This is a genomic window from Shinella sp. WSC3-e (assembly GCF_945994535.1).
Taxonomy (GTDB): Bacteria; Pseudomonadota; Alphaproteobacteria; order Rhizobiales; family Rhizobiaceae; genus Shinella; species Shinella yambaruensis.
Window position 1 is genome coordinate 2,675,888 of record NZ_OZ000530.1, and the last position, 20,958, is coordinate 2,696,845.

21 protein-coding genes are annotated in these 20,958 nt (G+C 65.2%); 14 read left to right on the plus strand and 7 right to left on the minus strand.

Annotated elements, in window-relative coordinates; translation table 11 throughout:
* Positions 1 to 183 precede the first annotated feature (183 nt).
* On the minus strand, positions 184 to 822 hold the full coding sequence (locus tag AABF56_RS13225; protein WP_064330992.1) for an exopolysaccharide biosynthesis protein: 639 nt from the start codon (positions 820 to 822) through the stop codon (positions 184 to 186).
* 162 nt (positions 823 to 984) lie between these two features.
* Between AABF56_RS13225 and AABF56_RS13230 the strand changes: the two genes are divergently transcribed.
* On the plus strand, positions 985 to 1,914 hold the full coding sequence (locus AABF56_RS13230; RefSeq protein WP_272806267.1) for a DMT family transporter: 930 nt from the start codon (positions 985 to 987) through the stop codon (positions 1,912 to 1,914).
* A gap of 78 nt (positions 1,915 to 1,992) precedes the next feature.
* Positions 1,993 to 3,216 carry an OpgC family protein gene (locus AABF56_RS13235; protein WP_272806268.1) on the plus strand — a complete coding sequence of 408 codons (1,224 nt, stop codon included), beginning with the start codon at positions 1,993 to 1,995 and terminating at the stop codon, positions 3,214 to 3,216.
* Here the strand turns inward: AABF56_RS13235 and AABF56_RS13240 are convergent.
* Positions 3,197 to 3,847 carry a TetR family transcriptional regulator C-terminal domain-containing protein gene (locus tag AABF56_RS13240; protein WP_064330994.1) on the minus strand — a complete coding sequence of 217 codons (651 nt, stop codon included), beginning with the start codon at positions 3,845 to 3,847 and terminating at the stop codon, positions 3,197 to 3,199. The two genes, AABF56_RS13235 and AABF56_RS13240, sit on opposite strands and share 20 nt — an antisense overlap.
* 268 nt (positions 3,848 to 4,115) lie before the next feature.
* Between AABF56_RS13240 and AABF56_RS13245 the strand changes: the two genes are divergently transcribed.
* The 4 genes from AABF56_RS13245 to AABF56_RS13260 all read left to right on the plus strand — a co-directional run bounded on the left by AABF56_RS13245 (position 4,116) and on the right by AABF56_RS13260 (position 7,498).
* Complete coding sequence (locus tag AABF56_RS13245) at positions 4,116 to 5,366, plus strand: Zn-dependent hydrolase (protein WP_272806269.1); 1,251 nt, start codon at positions 4,116 to 4,118, stop codon at positions 5,364 to 5,366.
* Positions 5,367 to 5,466: 100 nt separating this feature from the next.
* Positions 5,467 to 5,661, plus strand: coding sequence for a hypothetical protein (locus AABF56_RS13250; RefSeq protein ID WP_272806270.1), 195 nt, complete (start codon positions 5,467 to 5,469; stop codon positions 5,659 to 5,661).
* A gap of 11 nt (positions 5,662 to 5,672) precedes the next feature.
* On the plus strand, positions 5,673 to 7,127 hold the full coding sequence (hydA, locus tag AABF56_RS13255; protein ID WP_272806271.1) for a dihydropyrimidinase: 1,455 nt from the start codon (positions 5,673 to 5,675) through the stop codon (positions 7,125 to 7,127).
* On the plus strand, positions 7,124 to 7,498 hold the full coding sequence (locus tag AABF56_RS13260) for a hypothetical protein (protein ID WP_272806272.1): 375 nt from the start codon (positions 7,124 to 7,126) through the stop codon (positions 7,496 to 7,498). The genes hydA and AABF56_RS13260 overlap by 4 nt, the downstream gene beginning before the upstream one ends.
* Before the next feature lie 215 nt (positions 7,499 to 7,713).
* Here the strand turns inward: AABF56_RS13260 and AABF56_RS13265 are convergent, their stop codons facing one another.
* The gene (locus AABF56_RS13265; RefSeq protein WP_272806273.1) at positions 7,714 to 8,127 is read right to left on the minus strand and encodes a cupin domain-containing protein; all 414 of its coding nucleotides are present in this window, start codon (positions 8,125 to 8,127) and stop codon (positions 7,714 to 7,716) included.
* Positions 8,128 to 8,249: 122 nt separating this feature from the next.
* Here AABF56_RS13265 and AABF56_RS13270 point away from each other — a divergent pair, with 122 nt between their 5' ends.
* The 8 genes from AABF56_RS13270 (at position 8,250) to AABF56_RS13305 (ending at position 18,031) form a co-directional block, all read left to right on the plus strand.
* Positions 8,250 to 9,053: an ABC transporter ATP-binding protein gene (locus AABF56_RS13270; protein ID WP_272806274.1), complete on the plus strand. Its 804-nt coding sequence runs from the start codon at positions 8,250 to 8,252 to the stop codon at positions 9,051 to 9,053.
* On the plus strand, positions 9,053 to 9,388 hold the full coding sequence (locus tag AABF56_RS13275; protein WP_272806275.1) for a hypothetical protein: 336 nt from the start codon (positions 9,053 to 9,055) through the stop codon (positions 9,386 to 9,388). The genes AABF56_RS13270 and AABF56_RS13275 overlap by 1 nt, the downstream gene beginning before the upstream one ends.
* Before the next feature lie 3 nt (positions 9,389 to 9,391).
* Positions 9,392 to 10,276, plus strand: coding sequence for an ABC transporter permease (locus AABF56_RS13280; RefSeq protein ID WP_244768479.1), 885 nt, complete (start codon positions 9,392 to 9,394; stop codon positions 10,274 to 10,276).
* Positions 10,273 to 11,142, plus strand: a complete 870-nt coding sequence (locus AABF56_RS13285) for an ABC transporter permease (protein ID WP_244768478.1) — start codon at positions 10,273 to 10,275, stop codon at positions 11,140 to 11,142. Before AABF56_RS13280 ends, AABF56_RS13285 begins: the two co-directional genes overlap by 4 nt.
* 23 nt (positions 11,143 to 11,165) lie before the next feature.
* The gene (locus AABF56_RS13290) at positions 11,166 to 12,158 is read left to right on the plus strand and encodes an ABC transporter substrate-binding protein (protein WP_244768477.1); all 993 of its coding nucleotides are present in this window, start codon (positions 11,166 to 11,168) and stop codon (positions 12,156 to 12,158) included.
* A 373-nt stretch (positions 12,159 to 12,531) separates the two neighbouring features.
* On the plus strand, positions 12,532 to 13,683 hold the full coding sequence (locus tag AABF56_RS13295; protein WP_272806276.1) for an efflux RND transporter periplasmic adaptor subunit: 1,152 nt from the start codon (positions 12,532 to 12,534) through the stop codon (positions 13,681 to 13,683).
* 202 nt (positions 13,684 to 13,885) lie between these two features.
* Positions 13,886 to 17,197 carry an efflux RND transporter permease subunit gene (locus tag AABF56_RS13300; RefSeq protein ID WP_272806277.1) on the plus strand — a complete coding sequence of 1,104 codons (3,312 nt, stop codon included), beginning with the start codon at positions 13,886 to 13,888 and terminating at the stop codon, positions 17,195 to 17,197.
* A 150-nt stretch (positions 17,198 to 17,347) separates the two neighbouring features.
* Complete coding sequence (locus AABF56_RS13305; RefSeq protein WP_244768474.1) at positions 17,348 to 18,031, plus strand: Crp/Fnr family transcriptional regulator; 684 nt, start codon at positions 17,348 to 17,350, stop codon at positions 18,029 to 18,031.
* 21 nt (positions 18,032 to 18,052) lie between these two features.
* On the opposite strand, the gene ureG is transcribed toward AABF56_RS13305, so the two are convergent.
* The 4 genes from ureG to AABF56_RS13325 all read right to left on the minus strand — a co-directional run bounded on the left by ureG (position 18,053) and on the right by AABF56_RS13325 (position 20,835).
* Positions 18,053 to 18,664: an urease accessory protein UreG gene (gene ureG / locus AABF56_RS13310; protein WP_050744079.1), complete on the minus strand. Its 612-nt coding sequence runs from the start codon at positions 18,662 to 18,664 to the stop codon at positions 18,053 to 18,055.
* 94 nt (positions 18,665 to 18,758) lie between these two features.
* Entirely contained in the window at positions 18,759 to 19,430 is a 672-nt protein-coding gene (locus tag AABF56_RS13315; protein ID WP_272806278.1) for an urease accessory protein UreF, read from the minus strand.
* Positions 19,423 to 19,893, minus strand: coding sequence for an urease accessory protein UreE (ureE, locus tag AABF56_RS13320; RefSeq protein ID WP_443021106.1), 471 nt, complete (start codon positions 19,891 to 19,893; stop codon positions 19,423 to 19,425). The genes AABF56_RS13315 and ureE overlap by 8 nt, the downstream gene beginning before the upstream one ends.
* 108 nt (positions 19,894 to 20,001) lie before the next feature.
* Positions 20,002 to 20,835 carry a GGDEF domain-containing protein gene (locus AABF56_RS13325; RefSeq protein ID WP_272806279.1) on the minus strand — a complete coding sequence of 278 codons (834 nt, stop codon included), beginning with the start codon at positions 20,833 to 20,835 and terminating at the stop codon, positions 20,002 to 20,004.
* Positions 20,836 to 20,958: the final 123 nt, after the last annotated feature.

Here is a 20,958-nt window from a genome sequence, read left to right on the forward strand (position 1 = left end):
TTCCGGAGGACCATCCTCTCTGGTCGACCCACACTCTCCGTCATCCTCGGGCTTGACCCGAGGATCCAATGCCACAATGCAACACGGTGCCGTGACGCGTGGATCCTCGGGTCAAGCCCGAGGATGACGGAAGAGGAAAGGGTGGCGGATTATCGGAGAAAAGCGCGGCGCCCGAGCCCAATCTCACCCGAAGAAATGAAAACTCTGCCCCGCGCTATAGGCCAGAAACGCAAGCGCGGCGAAATAGACGATCGTCAGCGCCACCATCACGTAGCCCGCAAGCACCACCAGCCCGTCGCGCTGCGAAATGCCGGCGGCGAGCAGGAGGATGGCGACGCCGGGAAGCGTGTTGGAGAAGGGAATGAGCCCGAGCGGCGCCATGAGCAGCAGCCCCGCCCCCATCAGCACCAGCCCGTTGACGCGGTTCATCAGCGCGCCGGTCGTGAGCGCCGTCATGCGCGGCTTGAAGAACCGGTCGATCTTGCGCAGGAACGTCACCCCGCGCTCCAGCACGGGCCGGAGCTTGCCGCTCTCGAGCCGCCGGTCGGCAACCTTGCCGGGCAGCCAGGGCAGCCGGTTGAGCGTGATCGCCGCGCTGATCAGCACGATGCCGGCGCCGAAAACGGTGGAGACGCCGGGGATCGAGACCGGAAAGAGGAACGGCAGAGACAGGAAGGCGCAGAGCAGCAGCAGGCCGCTTTCGCCCATCATCGCAAGCAGGTCGCGCAGCGTGATGTGCTCGCCCTTGATCGACTGGATGATGTCCTCAAGCAGTTCGCTCGTCTTGCGGTCCGTGTCCTTGAAGCCGATGGCCGTCGTCATGCAATGTCCTCTCACGTGCCGCCGGCCTATGGGCGGCGATTGCGGCTTTCCTGTGGGAGCGGCGCACCCCGATTTTTCGCACTTGCGGACACAAGACCGCTGCGCACACTTGCCGGAAATGCTCTATGAGCATGCCGCGCCGCAGACAATAGGATGATTTTCTTGACGAAGCGTATGCCGGCCCCGGCAGGCCTTTCCATTCACGCCAAAGGCCGCGAAAAGCTGAAGGGCCACCTCGCCATGCTGCTCTTTGCGGTGCTGATCGCCGGTTCGTTCTCCTTCGGGGGGCTTGCGGCGCGCGCCATGGAGGCCGAGCCGCTGATGCTCTGGCGCTATATCCTGACCGTCGTCGTGATGGCGGCGCTCGCCTTCGGCGCCTTCCGGATTCCGATGGCCCTGCCGAAGCAGGCCTGGCGCTTCCTGCTGCTCGGCGGTCTGATCGCCGTCTACATGCTCACCATGTTCATGGCGCTGGAATTCACCAGCCCCGTCGCCACCGGCGCGGTCTTCACGCTGATGCCGCTCCTGAGCGCCGGCTTCGCGCTGCCGGTGCTCGGGCAAAGGACCCGGCCCGGCGTGCTCGCCGGCCTCCTCATCGCCGCCGCCGGCGCGGTCTGGGTCATCTTCCGCGGCAATATCGACGCCATCCTCGCCTTCGACATCGGCGCCGGTGAGATGATCTTTTTCGTCGGCGTCATCTGCCATGCGCTCTACGTGCCGCTGATCCGCCGCTTCGACCGGGGCGAGCCGGCCGTCGCCTTCGGCTTCTGGGTGACGGTGGGCGCGACGCTCTGGCTGGTGCCGCCCGGCATAGGCGGCCTCATCGAAACGGATTTTTCCGCCCTGCCCGTCGCCGTCTACGCCGCGGTCACCTATCTCGCTGTCGTCACCACGGCCGGCACCTTCCTGCTGCTGCAATATGCCTCGATGCGCCTGCCCGCCTCCAAGGTGCTCGGCTACGGCTACCTGACGCCGAGCTTCATCATCCTGCTCGAAGGGATTCTCGGCCATGGCTGGGCAAGCCCGCCGGTGCTGGCCGGCGCCCTCGTCACCGCCTGCGGCCTGGCGCTGATGGCGTGGCTGCCGGATTGATTTTTCCTGGAACGATCCGCCGCCTCATGCGTTGCCATCCCGTTGGGGCGTATCTTGAGTATCGGCGGAGCGCATATTTTGAAGCGATTTGAGATTATCGACGGCATGCGGGGCTACTTCCTCGTTTTCATGCTGATCAATCACCTCGTCTTTGTCGGCGGCTACTGGATGATGGAAGTGAACCATCGCCAGTTCGCCTTCGTGGAGGACGCCCAGGGCTTCGTGTTCCTCTCCGGCCTGCTCATCGGCATGGTCTATGCCCGCAAGATGCTGAAATACGGTTATGACACCGGCCGCCAGCTCATTCGCAACCGCGCCTTCGAGCTCTACCGCTACGCCATGGGCACGGTCATGGCAGTACTCGTCGTGCAGATGTTCCTGCCCGACGCCTACCGGCTCTGGTACAACTGGCTCGGCTATACGAATTTCGACCAGCCGCTGCGGCTGGCGGCGATCGCCACCTTCCTGTTCCAGCCGACATTCATGGACATCCTGCCGCAATACATCGTCTACATGCTGTTCGCCCCGCCGCTCGTCTGGCTCTGCCTGAAGGGAAAGTGGGCGCAGGTGCTGGCCGGTTCGCTGATCGTCTGGATGGCCGCGCAGCTCGGCCTGCAACGCTTCGTCACCGATCCCCTGAACACGCTGTTCACCGGCTCCGACGACCAGGGCATCCGCGCAAGCTTCAACATGCTGGGCTGGCAGATCGTGTTCTTCTCGGCCCTGGTCATCGGCGCGCTGACCGCGCAGGACAGGATCGACTGGAACCGCATCTTCTCTCCGGAAAAGACGCGGCTGCCGAAGGTCGCGCTCGCCATCTGCCTGTTCTTCCTGCCGCTGCGCATCGTCACGGCCTGGGACCTGTTGCCGCAATCCGTGCTCGACAAGTTCGCGACCATGGAGATCCGCGCCGATTTCGGTCCGGTCTACCTCCTGAACTTCGCGGCCGTCGCGACCGGCCTCGCCTGGCTGCTAATCGCCGGGCCGAAGCACCACAACCTGTGGGTCCGCAAGCTCGCGGGCATCGTTACCGGCGTCTTCACCCTGCGCTTCCTGCGTCTGCTCGGCCGCCATTCGCTGCAGGTCTATGTCTGGCACGTCGCCATCGTCTACGCGGTCTATTATGCGGACGGGCGCACGCCGGAACTCTCGCAGCTCACCAAGACGTCGATCGCCGTCGTCTGCATTGCGCTTCTCGCCCTGCCGGCCCTGTGGCGCGAACGCGAGCAGATCGCCGCCAGCCTCTTCGGCCAGCCCAAGGCGGAGCCGGCCAAGTCGAAATCTACGCCGGCTGCTCGCTGACATTGAGGCCGGTTAGGAAAAGCTGCTCAAGGAAACGCGCCGCATCCTCGAACCGCCCCTCGCCGGCCTGGTTCTGCCCCAGCACGGCGCGCACCTGCACGTCGAAATCGGCATAGTGCTGGGTGGTCGACCAGATCGAGAAGATCAGGTGGTACGGGTCGCATTTGGCGATCTTGCCCGCCTTCGCCCAGGTGCGGATGACTTCCGCCTTCTCGTCGACGAGCGATTTCAGCGGCCCCTTCAGCTCGTCCTCGATGTTGGGCGCGCCCTGCAGGATTTCATTGGCGAACAACCGGCTCTCGCGCGGAAAATCCCGCGCCATCTCCAGCTTGCGCCGGATATAGCTGCGGATCTCCGACACCGGATTGCCCTCCGCATCGAATTCGCGCAAGGGGTCGAGCCAGGTGTCCAGCACCCGGGTGATCAGCGCCCGGTGCATCGCCTCCTTGGTGCGGAAATAGTAGAGCAGGTTCGGCTTGGACATGCCGGCGACCTCGGCGATCTGGTCGACGGTGGCACCGCGAAACCCGTGCAGCGAGAAGACCTCCAGCGCCGCCTCGAGGATCTGCTCCTCCTTCGCCTCCTGGATGCGCGTGCGCCGCTGTGTCCTCGCCGCCCTTGGTAATGCCATCGTGCCCCCTCGGCCTCCCCGTCGCCGGGAAAAGTGCCGCCAAATTCACCAGTTTAACCAGCCGCCATTTTCTTGGGTGCAGCCCAAGTTTTTGGTTTTTCGGCTTGAGTGCCGCAACGGAAGCTGTAATGTTTACCAACCGGTCAAATTATCAGTCAGTTATCGCGCAAAGGCAACTGCTGATCGGAAGGCGCAAAACAACAAGGGCGCCGCCAGCCGGCGGGAACGAAAATGGGCTGCAAAAGCCCGATGACATGGGAGCATAGACATGGCCGCACCCGGCGAGAACATGCGTGTCAACGCGGACCGCCTGTGGGATTCCCTCATGGACATGGCGAAGATCGGCCCCGGCATTGCCGGCGGCAATAATCGCCAGACGCTGACCGATTCGGACGCCGAGGGCCGCCGCCTGTTCCAGGCCTGGTGCGACGGCGCGGGCCTTACCATGGGCGTCGACACGATGGGCAACATGTTCATGACGCGCGAAGGCACGGATCCCGACGCCCTGCCCGTCTATGTCGGCTCGCATCTCGATACGCAGCCGACCGGCGGCAAATATGACGGCGTGCTCGGCGTGCTGGCGGGCCTGGAGGTCGTGCGCTCGCTGAACGATCTCGGCATCCGCACGAAGCATCCGATCGTCGTCACCAACTGGACGAACGAGGAAGGCGCGCGCTTCGCACCCGCCATGCTCGCCTCCGGCGTCTTCGCCGGCGTGCATACGCAGGATTACGCCTATGGCCGCAAGGACCCGGAGGGAAAAACCTTCGGCGAGGAACTGCAGCGCATCGGCTGGGTGGGCGACGAAGAGGTCGGCGCGCGGAAAATGCACGCCTATTTCGAATATCACATCGAACAGGGGCCGATCCTCGAGGCGGAAGGCAAGGACATCGGCGTCGTCACCCACTGCCAGGGCCTGTGGTGGCTGGAATTCACGCTGACCGGCCGCGAGGCGCATACCGGCTCGACGCCGATGACCATGCGCGTCAATGCCGGGCTCGCCATGGCCCGCATCCTCGAAATGGTGCAGACCGTCGCGATGGAGAACCAGCCGGGCGCCGTCGGCGGCGTCGGCCAGGTGTTCTTCTCGCCGAACTCGCGCAACGTGCTGCCCGGCAAGGTCGTCTTCACCGTCGACATCCGCTCGCCGGACCAGGCCAAGCTCGACGGCATGCGCGCCCGCATCGAGGCGGAGGCGCCGAAGATCTGCGAGGCGCTCGGCGTCGGCTGTTCCGTCGAGCCGGTTGGCCATTTCGACCCCGTCACCTTCGACCCGACGCTGGTCGCCACCGTCCGCAAGGCGGCCGAGGACCTCGGCTACAGCCATAGGGACATCATCTCCGGCGCCGGCCACGACGCCTGCTGGGCCGCCAGGGTGGCGCCGGCGACGATGATCATGTGCCCCTGCGTGGGCGGCCTTTCGCACAACGAGGCGGAGGACATTTCCAGGGAATGGGCCGCCGCCGGGGCCGATGTCTTGCTCCATGCGGTGATCGAGACGGCGGGGATTGCGGAGTGAACCCGGTTCGCGGGCAAGACCTGCGAATCCAGCCAATCGACGCGATATAAGGAACCGGGCACCCTCTTCGGGTCAGCCTGACGTCATCGGGAGAATCAGCATGGCAGGCAAGTCCGTTACCTTTGTCTTCACCGGCCCCAAAGCTGAGGACGCCGCAGAAGCATTGTGGGTGCAATATCTTGATGGTGGCCTCGATGAGGAGATCGAAGCGCGCCTGCTTCAGCAGGGTGTCGGAGAAACTGAATACGAATGGGATGTCGACACACGCACTGTCACCATTTCCACCAAGCAGTAGAGGACAGCGCAATGAGCACAGTCATCAAGGGCGGAACCGTCGTTACCGCGGACCTCACCTACAAGGCCGACGTAAAGATCGACGGTGGCAGGATCGTCGAGATCGGCCCGGACCTTTCCGGCGACGAGATGCTGGATGCGGCGGGCTGTTATGTCATGCCGGGCGGCATCGATCCGCATGTGCATCTCGAAATGCCCTTCATGGGCACCTATTCGGCCGATGATTTCGAGAGCGGTACGCGGGCCGGCCTTGCCGGCGGCACGACCATGGTTGTCGATTTCTGCCTGCCCGATCCGGGCCAGTCGCTGCTCGACGCGCTGAAGCGCTGGGACAACAAGTCGACCCGCGCCAATTGCGACTATTCCTTCCACATGTCCGTCACCTGGTGGGGCGAACAGGTCTTCGACGAGATGAAGGCCGTCGTCGAGGAGAAGGGCATCAACACCTTCAAGCATTTCATGGCCTACAAGGGCGCGCTGATGGTGAACGACGACGAGATGTTCGCCTCGTTCCAGCGCTGCGCCGCGCTCGGCGCGCTGCCGCTCGTCCATGCGGAAAACGGCGATGTCGTCGCCGCCATGCAGCAGAAGCTGATGGACGAGGGCAACAACGGGCCGGAAGGCCACGCCTATTCCCGCCCGCCCTCCGTCGAGGGCGAGGCGACGAACCGCGCCATCATCATCGCCGACATGGCGGGCGCGCCGCTTTATGTCGTGCACACCTCCTGCGAACAGGCGCACGAAGCCATCCGCCGCGCCCGGCAGAGCGGCATGCGCGTCTATGGCGAACCGCTGATCCAGCACCTGACGCTGGACGAGAGCGAATATTTCAACAAGGACTGGGACCACGCCGCCCGCCGCGTCATGAGCCCGCCCTTCCGCAACAAGCAGCATCAGGATTCGCTCTGGGCCGGCCTCGCCGCGGGCTCGCTGCAGGTGGTGGCGACCGACCACTGCGCCTTCACGACCGACCAGAAGCGAACCGGCGCCGGCGATTTCCGCAAGATCCCGAACGGCACCGGGGGCCTGGAAGACCGCATGCCGATGCTCTGGACCAACGGCGTCAACACCGGCCGGCTGACGATGAACGAGTTCGTCGCGGTCACCTCCACCAACATCGCCAAGATCCTCAACGTCTATCCGAGGAAGGGCGCGATCCTCGTCGGCGCGGATGCGGATATCGTCGTGTGGGACCCGAAGCGTTCCAAGACCATCTCCGCCAAGAACCAGCAATCCTCGATCGACTACAACGTCTTCGAGGGCAAGGAGGTGACTGGCCTGCCGCGCTATACCCTGACGCGCGGCGTGGTCGCGATCGAGGAGAGCACCGTGAAGACCCGCGAGGGCCACGGCCAGTTCGTCAAGCGCGAGCCGTTTGCGGCCGTCAACAAGGCGCTGTCGACCTGGAAGGAGATCACCGCGCCGCGCAAGGTGGAGCGCAGCGGCATTCCGGCGAGCGGCGTATGATCCGCGCCGGCCGCCTCGCCCTTCTCCTCGGCATGGTTCTCGCCGGTCCGGCAGGGGCGGCGGCCGACATCGTCGATGGCAGCTATGGCGACGCGGAAGGCTGCCGCTACGCCGAGACGGGCGAATCCTCCGGCGCCGATTTCTTCTTCCTGTTGAACAAGGATGGCGTCACCACCGCCGCCTCCTATTGCGCGTTCAAGGGCGAAGGCAATCGGGTGGGCGGCGCGACGAAGGTCGCCGCCGAATGCCATGAGGAAGGATACGAGGAGGCCACGCCCTACGAGCTGACGCTGACGCCCGACGGCGGCGGCTACACCGTGAGCTTTCCCGATGGCACGCGCTGGGGGCCGCTGATGCGGTGCAAGACGTGAGGAGCCTGCGAACAGCATTCACCCCCCTCTGTCCTGCCGGACATCTCTCCCTCAAGGGGGGAGATCGGCTGGGAGCGCTGATCATACCTCAAACCAGGATGCGCTCTTGCCGCGAGCGATGCCTGTACGATCCGGGGAAACGGACCGGCCTTTCGATTTCCTCCCTTGAGGGGGAGACGTCCGGCGGGACAGAGGGAGGTGCGTTCCCCCGCCGCCTAAATCACAACCAGCGCCTCGAGATGCGGCAGAAGCACCACGCTCTCCTGCTCGTGGGGATCTGTCCTGGCGATGACCGCCGAGGCGGGTTCGCCGGAGAGATTGGCCGGCAGGTGCGGCACGCCGGCGGGGATGTAGAACATCTCGCCCGCCTTGACGATCACGTGATTCTCCAGCCGCGCGCCGTACCAGGTATGCGCCTCGCCGGAGAGCATGTAGATCGCCGTCTCGTGGCTCTCGTGCATGTGCGCCTTCGCCCGCCCGCCCGGCGGGATCGTCAGGAGATGCATGCAGATGCCGGAGGCGCCAACGCTCTCGCGGGCGATGCCCTCGAAATAGCTGAACCCCTGTTTTCCGCCATAGGTGCTGCCCGGGCGAACCACCCGGCATTCGGCCTTCGTCTCCACCGCCATCGTCTCTTCCCCCGGTTCCAGCGTGAGAATTCCGTGCCCAAAGTGATACTGCAGACAATGCCGATTGCAATGCTGAGAATGGACATGCAGTCTGCCGCAACCCGCGCCGAAAGATGACCGCCATGTCCCATGCAACAGCCTCCAGCACCGTCGTGTCCGCCAAGGGCCTCGGCCTCACCTTCCAGACCGCCGATGGCCCGGTCACCGCGCTGACGGGCGTCGACCTTTCCGTCGAAAAGGGCGATTTCGTCTCCTTCATCGGCCCTTCCGGCTGCGGCAAGACGACCTTCTTGCGCGTTATCGCGGATCTGGAGAGGCCGACCTCCGGCACCATCACCGTCAACGGCATGACGCCGGAAGAGGCGCGCAGGCGCCGCGCCTACGGTTATGTCTTCCAGGCCGCCGCACTCTATCCCTGGCGCACCATCGAGAAGAACATCGCCCTGCCGCTGGAGATCATGGGCTATTCGAAGGCGGACCAAGAGGCGCGCATCGAGCGCACGCTCGACCTCGTCAATCTTTCCGGCTTCGGCAAGAAATATCCCTGGCAGCTCTCCGGCGGCATGCAGCAGCGCGCATCGATCGCCCGCGCGCTCGCCTTCGACGCCGACCTGCTGCTGATGGACGAGCCCTTCGGCGCCCTCGACGAGATCGTGCGCGACCATCTCAACGAACAGTTGCTGAAACTCTGGGCCGCCACGCGGAAGACGATCTGCTTCGTCACCCACTCGATCCCCGAGGCCGTCTACCTCTCGACGAAGATCGTCGTCATGAGCCCCCGCCCCGGCCGCGTCACCGACGTGATCGAATCGCCCCTGCCGAAGGAGCGCCCGCTCGGCATCCGCGAAACCCCGCAATTCCTCGAGATCGCCCACCGGGTGCGCGAGGGCCTGCGCGCCGGCCACAGCTACGAGGAGCACGCCTGATGAAGCTCTCCTACATGCTCTGGCTCTTCGGCGCGACCACCGTCTTCATCGGTGCGGCGACCGCATCGCGTGCCTATATCGGCACGACGAACATCCTCTACCTGCTCTTCTCCATGGCGCTCTACATCGTCGGCAACCTGATGATGCTGAAGCTGATGCGCGAAGGGGGGCTCGGCATTGCCATTTCGCTGTCCGCCATCACCCAGCTGCTGCTGATCAACGTCATCGCCTTTTTCTTCTTCGGCGAACGCCTCAACAGCACCCAGCTTGCCGGCGTCGGTCTCGGCATCCTGGCGATGGGGCTGATGCTCATGCCCGCCCCGGCAAGGAGCTGAGCCATGGGCAAGGCCAGCTTCCTTCGCGACCGCCTGCTGCCGATCGGCACCGTCCTCGTCGCGCTCGTCGCCGTCTGGTACGTCTTCGTCGTCGTGCTGAACGCCCCCTTCGAGCGCGACCAGGCGGCGCGCGCGGGCGGAACGATCGGCTTCATGGAGCTGCTGCCGAAGACAATGGCGCAGGAGCGGCCGGTATTGCCCGCGCCGCACCAGGTCTTCGCCGAACTCTGGGACACGACCGTCAACAAGGCGGTCACCTCCCGGCGCAGCCTCGTCTACCATGCCTGGATCACGCTGTCGGCGACGCTGCTCGGCTTTGCCATGGGTGCGGCGCTCGGCATCCTGCTGGCCATCGCCATCGTGCACAACCGGGCGATGGACCGCTCGCTGATGCCCTGGGTCATCGCCAGCCAGACGATTCCCATCCTCGCCATCGCGCCGATGATCATCGTCGTGCTGAATGCGGTCGGCATATCCGGCCTGATGCCTAAGGCGCTGATCTCGACCTATCTCTCCTTCTTCCCGGTGGTCGTCGGCATGGTGAAGGGGCTGCGCAGCCCGGAGCAGATCCAGCTCGATCTCATGCACACCTACAACGCGTCCTCCGCGCAGACCTTCTGGAAGCTGCGCTGGCCCGCCTCCATGCCATACCTCTTCACCTCGCTGAAGGTGGCGATCGCCATCTCGCTCGTCGGCGCCATTGTCGGCGAACTGCCGACCGGCGCCGTCGCCGGCCTCGGCGCGCGCCTGCTCGCCGGCTCCTATTACGGCCAGACGGTGCAGATCTGGGCGGCACTCTTCATGGCGGCGGCAGTGGCGGCGCTGCTCGTCATCGTCGTCGGCTTCGCGCACAGCCTCGTCCTCAAACGCATGGGGGCGCGGGCATGAACCTTTCGATCCTGATATCCGCCATCGTCTTCTGGCTCGCCGCCTGGGCCTTCAACGAATGGCTCGTCCGCCGGAAATTCGCGAGCCCGGCCATGGATCGCGCCGCGCGCCTCGCCGTGCCGCTGGTCTTCGGCGTCACCATCCTCGTCATCTGGGAAGGCATCGTCAGGGGCTTCAGCATCCCCTCCGTGCTGCTGCCGCCGCCGAGCACGATCTGGGCACGGCTGATCAGCTCCGTGCCGACGCTCTGGGCGGATTTCCGCCAGACGTTCCTCAAATCCGTGCTCGTCGGCTATGCGCTCGGCTGCGGCCTCGGCTTCCTCGTCGCGATCCTCATCGACCGCTCGCCCTTCCTGCAGAAGGGCCTGCTGCCGCTCGGCAATTTCGTCTCGGCACTGCCGGTCATCGGCGTCGCGCCCATCATGGTCATGTGGTTCGGCTTCGACTGGCAGTCGAAGGTCGCCGTCGTCGTCATCATGACCTTCTTCCCCATGCTGGTGAATACCGTCTCCGGCCTTGCCGCGACGAGCCACATGGAGCGCGACCTGATGCGCACCTACGCTGCCGACTGGTTCCAGACACTCGTCAAGCTGCGCCTTCCCGCCGCCTGGCCCTTCATCTTCAACGCGCTCAAGATCAATTCCACGCTCGCGCTGATCGGTGCGATCGTTGCCGAATTCTTCGGAACGCCCATCGTCGGCATGGGCTTCCGGATTTCCACGGAAGTGGGCCGCATGAATGTCGACATGGTCTGGGCCGAAATCGCGGTCGCCGCGGTGGCTGGCTCCGCCTTCTACGGGATCGTCGCGCTCGTCGAGCGGGCCGTCACGTTCTGGCATCCGTCTGTCCGCGGTGGGCAGGCGTAAAATAAAGAAAAGAGGGAACTGACATGAAAACGAAGATCGCATCGCTCCTTTTGGCAAGCGCCTTCTCGCTTGCCGCGTTCCAGGCCGAGGCCGCCGACAAGGTGACGCTCCAGCTGAAATGGGTGACCCAGGCCCAGTTCGCCGGCTACTACGTCGCGAAGGACAAGGGTTTTTACGAGGAAGAAGGCCTCGACGTGGAAATCAAGCCGGGCGGACCGGACATCGCGCCCGCCCAGGTGATCGCCGGCGGCGGCGCCGACGTCATCGTCGACTGGATGCCGTCCGCCCTTGCCACCCGCGAAAAGGGCGTGCCGCTCGTCAACATCGCCCAGCCCTTCAAGTCCTCGGGCATGATGCTGACCTGTTTGAAGGAATCCGGCGTCAAGGGGCCGGAGGACTTCAAGGGCAAGACGCTTGGCGTCTGGTTCTTCGGCAACGAATATCCCTTCCTCTCCTGGATGAGCCACCTGAAGATCCCGACCGACGGCGGACCGGACGGCGTGACCGTGCTGAAGCAGGGCTTCAACGTCGATCCGCTGATCCAGAAGCAGGCCGCCTGCATCTCCACCATGACCTACAATGAGTACGGCCAGGTCCTCGATGCGGGCATCAAGCCGGAGGATCTCGTCACCTTCAAGTACGAGGACCAGGGTGTGGCCACGCTGGAGGACGGCCTCTACGTGCTGGAGGACAAGCTCAAGGACGCCGCCTTCAAGGAGAAGATGGTCAAGTTCGTGCGCGCCTCCATGAAGGGCTGGAAATATGCCGAGGAGAACCCGGACGAAGCCGCCGACATCGTTCTCGAAAACGATTCGACCGGCGCCCAGACCGAAGCCCACCAGAAGCGCATGATGGGCGAGATCGCCAAGCTGACGGCCGGTTCTAACGGCGCGCTCGACGAGGCGGACTACAAGCGCACCGTCGCCTCGCTGCTCGCCGGCGGTTCCGATCCGGTCATCTCCAAGGAGCCGGAAGGCGCCTGGACGCACGAGATCACCGACGAAGCGCTGAAGTAGTCCTCCCGCCTGATCGCGCGACATGCGGGGCCTCAGGCCCCGCATGTTTCGTTTCGAGGGCCGCGAGATCGCGGCCCGGTTGCGACAGTCCGTCACGATTGCCATCGAAATGCCAAACGCATAAAATAATGAGGCACCATTTCGTTGCCTCTTGCAAGGACAGGGCGCGCCGACTACATAGACCGCACAGCGGGAGCGTGGAGGAGCCGGGGAGCCGTTCCGTGTCCGCCATATTGCTAGGAAATAGGGTCCGGCAAGAACCTCAAGAACAGCGCCCGGGCCGAGATCATAAAGTCATGCTTTTGGGAAAGTTCGGCCTATGGCTTCTGGACGCAGGAAAGTTCTCTCTTTTTCCGTCGCGACATTCTTGACGGTGACGCCGCTTTTCGCTCTTGCCGCCGATCCGGCGGAGGGCGAGGCCGACAAGCAGCAGGCGCAAAACCTCCCGGCAATCGTCGTCACCGCCGCTGAAACGCGCACGCTGGTCGATCGCGTGGTTGCGACCGGCTCGGTCCAGGCGGTTGAAGACGTCTATGTCACCCCGCTCGTCGACGGCCTCTCCATCCGCACGCTTGCCGCCGATGTCGGCGACCGGGTCGAGGCGGGCGGCACGCTCGCCACGCTGAACGACGATGCGCTGGTGCTGCAGAAGAGCCAGACCGAAGCCTCGCTTGCCAAGGCGAATGCCGCCCTCGCCCAGATTGAGGCCCAGCTCGTCGAGGCCAAGGCCAATGCCGATGAGGCCGTGCGCGTCCGCGACCGGGCCCAGCGGCTCGTCAAGTCCGGCTCGCAGTCGCAGGCCGCCGCCGACCAGGCCGTTGCCGCCGCGGATGCGGCGCTCGCCCGCGTCAATTCCGCCGAGCAGGCGATCGCCGTTTCGCAGGCCGACATCAAGGTCGCCCAGTCGCAGATCGACGACATCGACCTGAAGCTTGCCCGCACCGCGGTGAAGTCGCCGGTCGCCGGCATCGTCTCCGCCCGCACGGCCAAGATCGGCGCGATCGCGAGCGGCGCGGCAGCACCGCTCTTCACCGTCATTCGCGACGGCGAGATCGAGCTGAAGGCCGACGTTTCCGAGGACGGCATCCTCAAGCTCGCCCCGGACCAGAAGGCGACCGTCACGCTCGCCGGCGGGGCCGCCACGCTTACCGGCACGATCCGCCTCGTCGAGCCGACGCTCGACCCGCAAAGCCGCCTCGGCCGCGTCTATATCCGCTTCGACGAACCCGGCAAGGCACGCGCCGGCATGTTCGCCAGCGCGCAAATCGTCGTCGAGGAAAAGGAAGGCGTCGTGCTGCCGCTCTCCGCCGTCACGACAGCCGGCGGCAAGACGGTCGCCCGCAAGGTCGAGGACGGCGTGGTCAAGCTGGTGCCGGTCGAAACCGGCATCCAGGACGGCCAGGTGATCGAGATCGTCAGCGGCCTTGCGGCCGGCGACGAGGTGGTCGCCAAGGCCGGTGCCTATGTCCGCGAGGGCGACCGCATCAATCCGGTGCATGCCGTGCAGGCCTCGGCGACGAAATGACAGGAGGGCTCCGCCGCAGCGGGGCCGCTTCCGCGCAAGGCGGGAGGCAATGCCGGGCTGGGGCGCCCGGTCGCATGGCGGGCGATCCGGGATTGGGCTGGATGCCTGGAGCAGGATCGGCAAGGGCGCAGCTTGGCTTGCGCCGCGGAACTGCGCCGAAACATACGGAAACGTCTGGTCTCTTATCGAGGACTTTGGGGACATGAATTTTTCAGCTTGGTCCATTCGCAATCCGATTGCGCCGCTGCTCGCGTTTTTCCTGCTGATGTATGTCGGCATCCAATCCTTCTACGCCCTTCCGATCACGCGCTTCCCGAACATCGACGTGCCGGTCATCGCCATCAATGTCGACCAGAGCGGCGCCGCCCCGGCCGAGCTTGAGGTGCAGGTCACCAAGGAGATCGAGGACGCGGTTGCCGGTATCGAGGGCGTCGACGACATCATGTCGACCGTCACCGACGGCAATTCCCTCACATCCGTGCTCTTCGAGATCGAGAAGCCGACAAACCAAGCGCTCCAGGACGTCAAGGACGCCATCGACCGCATCCGCAGCGACCTGCCGGCCTCCATCGAGGAGCCGGTCGTCACAAAGATCGATGTGGAAGGCCAGGCGATCCAGACGTTTGCCGTCTCCTCGCCGAACATGACGCTGGAAGAGCTGTCCTGGTTCGTCGACGACAAGATCAAGCGGGCGCTGCAGGGCCAGCCCGGCATCGGCAAGATCGATCGCTTCGGCGGCGCCGATCGCGAGGTGCGCATCGACCTCAACCCGGACAAGCTGGAATCTTTCGGCATTTCCGCCGCCGATGTGAACCGCCAGATCCGCAACATGAACGCCGACGTCGGCTCCGGCCGCGGCCAGATCGCCGGGGCAGAACAGGCGATCCGCACGCTCGGCGACGCCCGCTCCGTCGAAAAGCTGACCAGCACGATGATCGCGCTGCCGAACGGCCGCTTCGTGCGGCTTTCCGAACTCGGCAACGTCACGGACACCTACCAGGAGCCGCGCTCCTTCTCACGCTTCAACGGCAACCCGGTCGTCACCTTCGCCGTCTTCCGCTCGAAGGGCGCCAGCGAAGTGACGGTCGCCGAGTCCGTCGCCAAATCGCTGGAAAAAGTGCGCGCGCAGTATCCGGACGTCTCGATCCAGATCGTCGACGACGCGGTTTACTTCACCTACGGCAACTACGAGGCCGCGCTCCACACACTCCTGGAAGGCGCGCTGCTCGCCGTCGCCGTGGTGCTACTCTTCCTGCGCAACTGGCGGGCGACGCTGATCTCGGCGGTGGCGCTGCCGCTTTCGGCGATCCCCACCTTCTTCGTCATGGACATGCTCGGCTTCTCGCTGAACCTCGTCTCATTCCTGGCGCTGACGCTGGCGACCGGCATCCTCGTCGACGACGCGATCGTGGAGATCGAGAACATCGCCCGGCACATCCGCATGGGCAAATCGCCCTACAAGGCGGCGATCGAGGCGGCGGATGAAATCGGCCTCGCCGTCATCGCCACGACCTTCACCATTATCGCGGTCTTCGTGCCGGTCTCCTTCATGCCCGGCATTCCTGGCCAGTACTTCATCCAGTTCGGCCTGACGGTCGCGGTGGCGGTGTTCTTCTCCCTTGCGGTGGCGCGCCTCATCACACCTGTCATGGCAGCCTATCTCATGCGCTCCGGCGATGCGGACGGCCACGGCGAGGAGAAGGAAGGCGCCTTCATGCGCGGCTACACTTGGCTCGTCAGCAAGACGACGAGCAAGTGGTACGCCCGTTACGCGACGCTTCTGGCGGCCATCGGCTTCCTGATCGGCTCCGTCGCCCTGCTTTCGACCGTGCCCGGCAGCTTCCTTCCGCCGGAAGACGCTTCCCGCGTCGTGCTCTCCGTGGAACTGCCGCCGGATGCCATGCTTGAAGATACCGACCGTACGACGACGCAGATCTTCGAGCGGGTCAAGGACATCGACGGGGTGGAAAGCGTCTTCGTGCTCGGTGGCTCCTCGCCGAAGGGCGACCTGGAACTGCGCCGCGCCTCGGTGACCGTCATCCTCGACAAGCTGGAGCATTCGCTCACCTACAAGCTGGTCAACGACGTCGCCGGCCGCATTCCGCTGATCGGCCAGTACCTGCCGAAAATGGAGGCGCACGGGCGCCTGCGTCCGCAGTGGGAAATCGAGAAGGACATCTTCGCGACGATGCGCGAAATCCCTGATGTCCGCGTCATCAAGCTCAACGACCGCGGCGAACGGGACCTTGCCTTCAACCTGCTCTCCAACAACGAGGCGGACCTGAACGCCACCGTCGCCGTGCTGGAATCGAAGCTGCGCGCCGATCCGGTTCTGGCCAATGTCAGCTCCGAAGGCTCGCTGCCGCGGCCGGAACTGCAGATCCGCCCGCGCGACGAACAGATGGCCCGCCTCGGCATCACCACGGCGCAGATCTCGGAGATCGTGCGGGTCGCCACCATCGGCGACATCGATTCCCAGCTCAGCAAGGTTTCGCTCGACGACCGGCTGATCCCGATCCGCGTGCAGGTCGACCGCGACTTCCGTGCCGATCTCGGCGCAATCCGCAACCTGAAGATCCAGACGGCGGGCGGACAGTTCGTGCCGCTGTCGAGCGTGGCCGATATCGACTATTCGGAAGGCCCGAGCTCCATCAAGCGGCACAACCGCAACCGCGTCGTCTCGATCGGCTCCGACCTCAAGCCCGGCGTCGCGCTGGACACGGCGACAGCCCGCTTCAAGGAGATCGCCAGCGGCATCGACATGCCGCCGACCGTGCAGCTCGCCGAAAGCGGCGACACGGAAATCCAGGGCGAGATGCAGCAGTCCTTCGCCAACGCCATGCTGCTCGGCCTGCTGCTCGTGCTGATGGTGCTGATTCTGCTCTTCAAGGACGTGATCCAGCCCTTCACCATCATCTTCTCGCTGCCGCTCGCGATCGGCGGCGTGGCGGCCGGGCTGATCCTGACGCAGAACGCGCTGTCCATGCCCGTCCTCATCGGCATCCTGATGCTGATGGGCATCGTGACGAAGAACGCTATCCTGCTCGTCGACTTCGCCATCGAGATGATGCACCACGGCATGGAGCGGGTGCATGCGATGATCGAGGCCGGCCGCAAGCGCGCCCGCCCCATCGTCATGACCTCCATCGCCATGTCGGCGGGCATGCTGCCCTCGGCGCTCGGCGTCGGCGAAGGCGGCTCCTTCCGCTCGCCCATGGCGATCGCCGTCATCGGCGGCATCATCGTCTCGACGGTGCTCTCGCTCGTCGTCGTGCCGTCCTTCTTCCTCATCATGGACGACCTTTCCCGCCTGCTCGCCTGGACGTTCGGCCGCTTCGTCGGCAAGAAGGACGATGAGTTGCTGGCGATGGAGCCGGAAGCCCTGACCCGCCTTGCCGACCAGACGAGCCGCGATGTCGCCGATCTCGAAAAGCGCATCGAGACGCTCGAGAAGAAAAACGGCGAGCGAAAGCCGTTCAGCGTCGTGCACCACTCGCCCTTGGCCGCGGAATAGCCGCAGGACGAAACAAACGGCCGGCTCGACAGGTGTCGAGCCGGCCGTTTTCGCGTTCATTGATCGAAATCAAATAAGACTTCCCCTTCCTCGACTATCGTTCTCCCCATCGAAGACCGATGATGCCTGCGGGAGCATGGAGTGAGATCGATGAACAGGCTGATGAAACCCGGTGCCCGGGAACGGGAAACCCTGCTGAATTCCGGCCTCCTGTCCGCCCTTGGCGTGGAGAGCGTGGCGGCGATGATGGAGATAGCGGCCATCGGCAACCTGCCGGCGCGCCAGATGCTGTTTCGCGAGGGTGAGCCGGCGGACATGCTGCATTCCGTTCTCTCCGGCTATGTGCGCGTCTACAAGCTGGACCCGGACGGCCGGGAGGCGGATGTGGAGCTCTACGGTCCCGGCGACCTGATCGGCGCCAGCGTCGTGCTCGACGGCGGCCGCTACGGGGCGACCGCACAGGCGGCCGAGCCCTCCCTCATCGCCCGTTTCGACCTGAAGCGCGTGCGCGACATCGCCGGGCGGCGGCCGGACCTGGCGATGGCGCTCGCCAACGCGCTTTCCGGCCAGTTGGCGCGGGCCTTCGCCAGCCTTGCCGACGATCGCCTGCACACCGCACCGCAGCGCGTGGCGCGCTACCTGCTCGCCCAGTGCCCGGCGGAGGACAAGGCCACCAGCTTCCGCCTGCCCTACCAGAAGAGCCTGCTTGCCGGAAAGCTGGGACTGGCGCCCGAGGCGCTGTCACGCGCCTTCTCCATGCTGCGGGGCCACAGCGTCAATGTCCGCGGCCGCCTCGTCCATATCGGCGACCCGGAGGCCCTGCGCCGGATCTGACGTACCCTCGCCGGGGCGGGATCAGAGCCCGCCCTCGACGCGCAGGAAGTCGACGATGCGTCCGACGCCCTCCCCTCGCTTCATATCGGAAAAGACGAAGGGCCTGGCGGCCCGCATGCGTTCGGCATCGCGCTGCATGACATCGAGATCGGCCCCGACATGGGGGGCGAGGTCCTTCTTGTTGATGACCAGCAGGTCTGAGCGCGTGATGCCCGGCCCGCCCTTGCGCGGGATTTCCTCCCCCTGGCAGACCGAGATGACATAGATCGTCAGGTCCGCAAGATCCGGTGAGAAGGTGGCGGCCAGATTGTCGCCGCCCGATTCGATGAAGACAACATCCAGATCGGGGAACCGCCGGTTGAGGTCGGCAATGGCCTGGAGATTGATCGAGGCGTCCTCGCGGATCGCCGTGTGCGGGCAGCCGCCCGTCTCCACGCCGACGATGCGGTCCGAGGAGAGCGCCTGCATGCGCACCAGCGCCTCGGCGTCCTCCTTCGTGTAGATGTCGTTGGTGACGACCGCGACGGAAAAATGCTCGCGCATCGCCTTGCAGAGCTTTTCGGTGAGCGCCGTCTTGCCCGAGCCGACGGGGCCGCCGATGCCGACGCGTAGGGGACCGTTCTTCGATGTCATGGGAAGCCTCCGGAAGATCCGGGATGACCGGCTTGGAACGCCGCCACCCCTTTATTGGAAATCTGTGCCGCGTTGCACGCAGCCGCAAGCGCCGTCATGAGCGGAACAGCCGCGTCGCCAGCGTCTCGTGCCGCAGGCTGGCGATATCCGCCCGGATGGCGGCCGAACCGAGATCGTCGAGCGTCGAGCGGGCCGCGGCCGTGGCGAGCGTGAGGACCCATCCTTCCAGCTCCGCCAGCAGCGCCACGCCGTCCCGCTGGCCGATGACGCCGCAGCGGATGGCGACCGAGACGAGGTTCGAGGCAACGGCGTGCAGATAAGCGGCGAGCGCCGCCTCGGCCGTAATGCCGTGGCCGCCCGAAACGGCGCCGACGGCCACCGGATAGGCGGCTGCGCCGCCGAGCGCCGCCAGCACCGGATGCGGCCAGCTCGCCGCGGCGGCGAGGAAGGCCTCGCCCTGCAGCATGGTCTCGCGATGCCGCTCCGCCGAGCCCGACAGCGCCGCCGCGAGTTCAGCGACCGCCGCCAGCCGCGCCGCATCCCCGCAGGCCCGATGTGCCTCGGCAAAAAGCACCGCGTCGTTCCAGAGATTGCCATGCGCAAGAAGGCTCGAAAGCCAGGCGCCAAGGGTCTGCGCATCCTCGACATCCCCGTCGCTCACCACCTGTTCCAGGCCGCCGGAATAGGAGAAGGCGCCGACCGGAAAGGCTGGCGAGAGCCAGGTCATCAGGCGCAGCGGGGCCGCGGGCGACGCCGTGTCAGCCATGGCCGTGATGGTGATGGCCGTGTCCCGTGCCGTGATAGGCGCCACGCAGCGGATGGAAGGGTTCGACGACATCCCGCACCGCGGCGCCGAGCCCGGTCAGCATGTCCCGGATGACATGGTCGCGCAGGATGAGGATGCGGGCATCCTCGATCTGCGCCGGCAAGTGCCGGTTGCCGAGGTGCCAGGCAAGCTCGACGAGATGCAGGCGATCCTTCGGCGTCACCTCATGGAGCTCCTCCTCGGCGGCGATGACCTCGATCACCTCGCCCGCTTCGGTGAGCAGGAGGTCGCCATGGGCAAGCTGCACCGGCTCCTTGAGATCGAGCATCACGATATCGTCGCTGCGCATGTGCAGGAGCTTGCGGCGCACATGGCGCTGGTCGTGCGCCAGAACGACGGCATCGATGGGCGTGCGAATTCCGCCGGTTCCGCGCGGCAGGATTTCCGTGGAGCGATAGGGCAAGAGGCGGCCTCTGGTCTCGGTGGATCAAGTCCCGCCGACAAAAGCATGTTTGTCCCGTGAAGGAAACCGCCGAAGCACCGCCCTACGTCATTTGACGTAGGGGCGCCATCAGCGCCGGCGTCCGCCGGCCGCGACACGGCGGCTCGGCTCCAGCAGCCCCTCGCCCTCGTCCTCATGGATCGTCCGGTCGCGGCCGAGCGACTTGGCGAGATAGAGCGCCCGGTCCGCCGCCTCGAAGACCGCCTCGAACCGCCGGCCCACGGGCCGGTCGGCAATGCCGGCCGACAGCGTGACGCCGATCGGCCCCCTGTCGGTCTCGACCCGGCGCGCGGCCACGGAACGACGTGCCTCCTCCACCAGAAGGCTGCAATCCCCGCGATCGTCGTTCTCGATGAAGACGGCAAACTCCTCGCCGCCGAAACGCCCGACGAGATGCGGGGACGCGAACACCCGCTCCAGCTCCTCCGCGATGGCGACGATGACCGCGTCCCCCACCGCATGGCCATGCGTATCGTTGACGAGCCTGAACCGGTCGACATCGAACAGCACGAAGAAACCGTTAACCCTTTTCTCCGCCATGTCTTCGACGAAGGCCCGCCGGTTGAGGAGGCCCGAAAGAGAATCCAGCCGGCTGAGCCGCTCGAACTCGGCGCGCGACAGAGCCATTCCGTGGATCGCTATTCCCAGGAGCCAGGCAATCAGGGCCGATACGCTCGCCGCGATCAGCACCGCCGTGGACGTGCCGAAACCGAGGGCGGAGGCAAAGGGATAGGGGAGAAGGTGAAAATTCGCGAGGATGGCCGCGACCATCAGATAGGCCGCGGTGGCGAGCGTGATGGCCACCAGCACGGTGTTCAGCACGAACATCGAAATATCGGCCCGCGTCTGGAAGACACCCGCCTCCCACTGGGCCCTCAGCCAAAGGGCCAGCCTGCCACGCATAAAACTCTCCACAATGAACAAGGAGACCCTACGGCACTTTCTTTCAGATTCAGCTAATGCCTTCGCTAGAAGTTTAACTGTCCCGTTTTGAAACTTCCGTTAAGGGATTTGCGGAAAGACGCG

Bases quoted from the DNA above. Each gene is read 5' to 3' on its own strand.
- AABF56_RS13265 (WP_272806273.1), bottom strand. From the start codon at position 8,127: ATGGCGGTGGAGACGAAGGCCGAATGCCGGGTGGTTCGCCCGGGCAGC.
- AABF56_RS13300 (WP_272806277.1), top strand. From the start codon at position 13,886: ATGAATTTTTCAGCTTGGTCCATTCGCAATCCGATTGCGCCGCTGCTC.
- AABF56_RS13305 (WP_244768474.1), top strand. From the start codon at position 17,348: ATGAACAGGCTGATGAAACCCGGTGCCCGGGAACGGGAAACCCTGCTG.
- AABF56_RS13280 (WP_244768479.1), top strand. From the start codon at position 9,392: ATGGGCAAGGCCAGCTTCCTTCGCGACCGCCTGCTGCCGATCGGCACC.
- AABF56_RS13325 (WP_272806279.1), bottom strand. From the start codon at position 20,835: ATGCGTGGCAGGCTGGCCCTTTGGCTGAGGGCCCAGTGGGAGGCGGGT.
- AABF56_RS13260 (WP_272806272.1), top strand. From the start codon at position 7,124: ATGATCCGCGCCGGCCGCCTCGCCCTTCTCCTCGGCATGGTTCTCGCC.
- AABF56_RS13225 (WP_064330992.1), bottom strand. From the start codon at position 822: ATGACGACGGCCATCGGCTTCAAGGACACGGACCGCAAGACGAGCGAA.
- ureG (WP_050744079.1), bottom strand. From the start codon at position 18,664: ATGACATCGAAGAACGGTCCCCTACGCGTCGGCATCGGCGGCCCCGTC.
- AABF56_RS13240 (WP_064330994.1), bottom strand. From the start codon at position 3,847: ATGGCATTACCAAGGGCGGCGAGGACACAGCGGCGCACGCGCATCCAG.
- AABF56_RS13245 (WP_272806269.1), top strand. From the start codon at position 4,116: ATGGCCGCACCCGGCGAGAACATGCGTGTCAACGCGGACCGCCTGTGG.
- AABF56_RS13315 (WP_272806278.1), bottom strand. From the start codon at position 19,430: ATGGCTGACACGGCGTCGCCCGCGGCCCCGCTGCGCCTGATGACCTGG.
- hydA (WP_272806271.1), top strand. From the start codon at position 5,673: ATGAGCACAGTCATCAAGGGCGGAACCGTCGTTACCGCGGACCTCACC.
- AABF56_RS13270 (WP_272806274.1), top strand. From the start codon at position 8,250: ATGTCCCATGCAACAGCCTCCAGCACCGTCGTGTCCGCCAAGGGCCTC.
- AABF56_RS13250 (WP_272806270.1), top strand. From the start codon at position 5,467: ATGGCAGGCAAGTCCGTTACCTTTGTCTTCACCGGCCCCAAAGCTGAG.
- AABF56_RS13290 (WP_244768477.1), top strand. From the start codon at position 11,166: ATGAAAACGAAGATCGCATCGCTCCTTTTGGCAAGCGCCTTCTCGCTT.
- AABF56_RS13275 (WP_272806275.1), top strand. From the start codon at position 9,053: ATGAAGCTCTCCTACATGCTCTGGCTCTTCGGCGCGACCACCGTCTTC.
- AABF56_RS13285 (WP_244768478.1), top strand. From the start codon at position 10,273: ATGAACCTTTCGATCCTGATATCCGCCATCGTCTTCTGGCTCGCCGCC.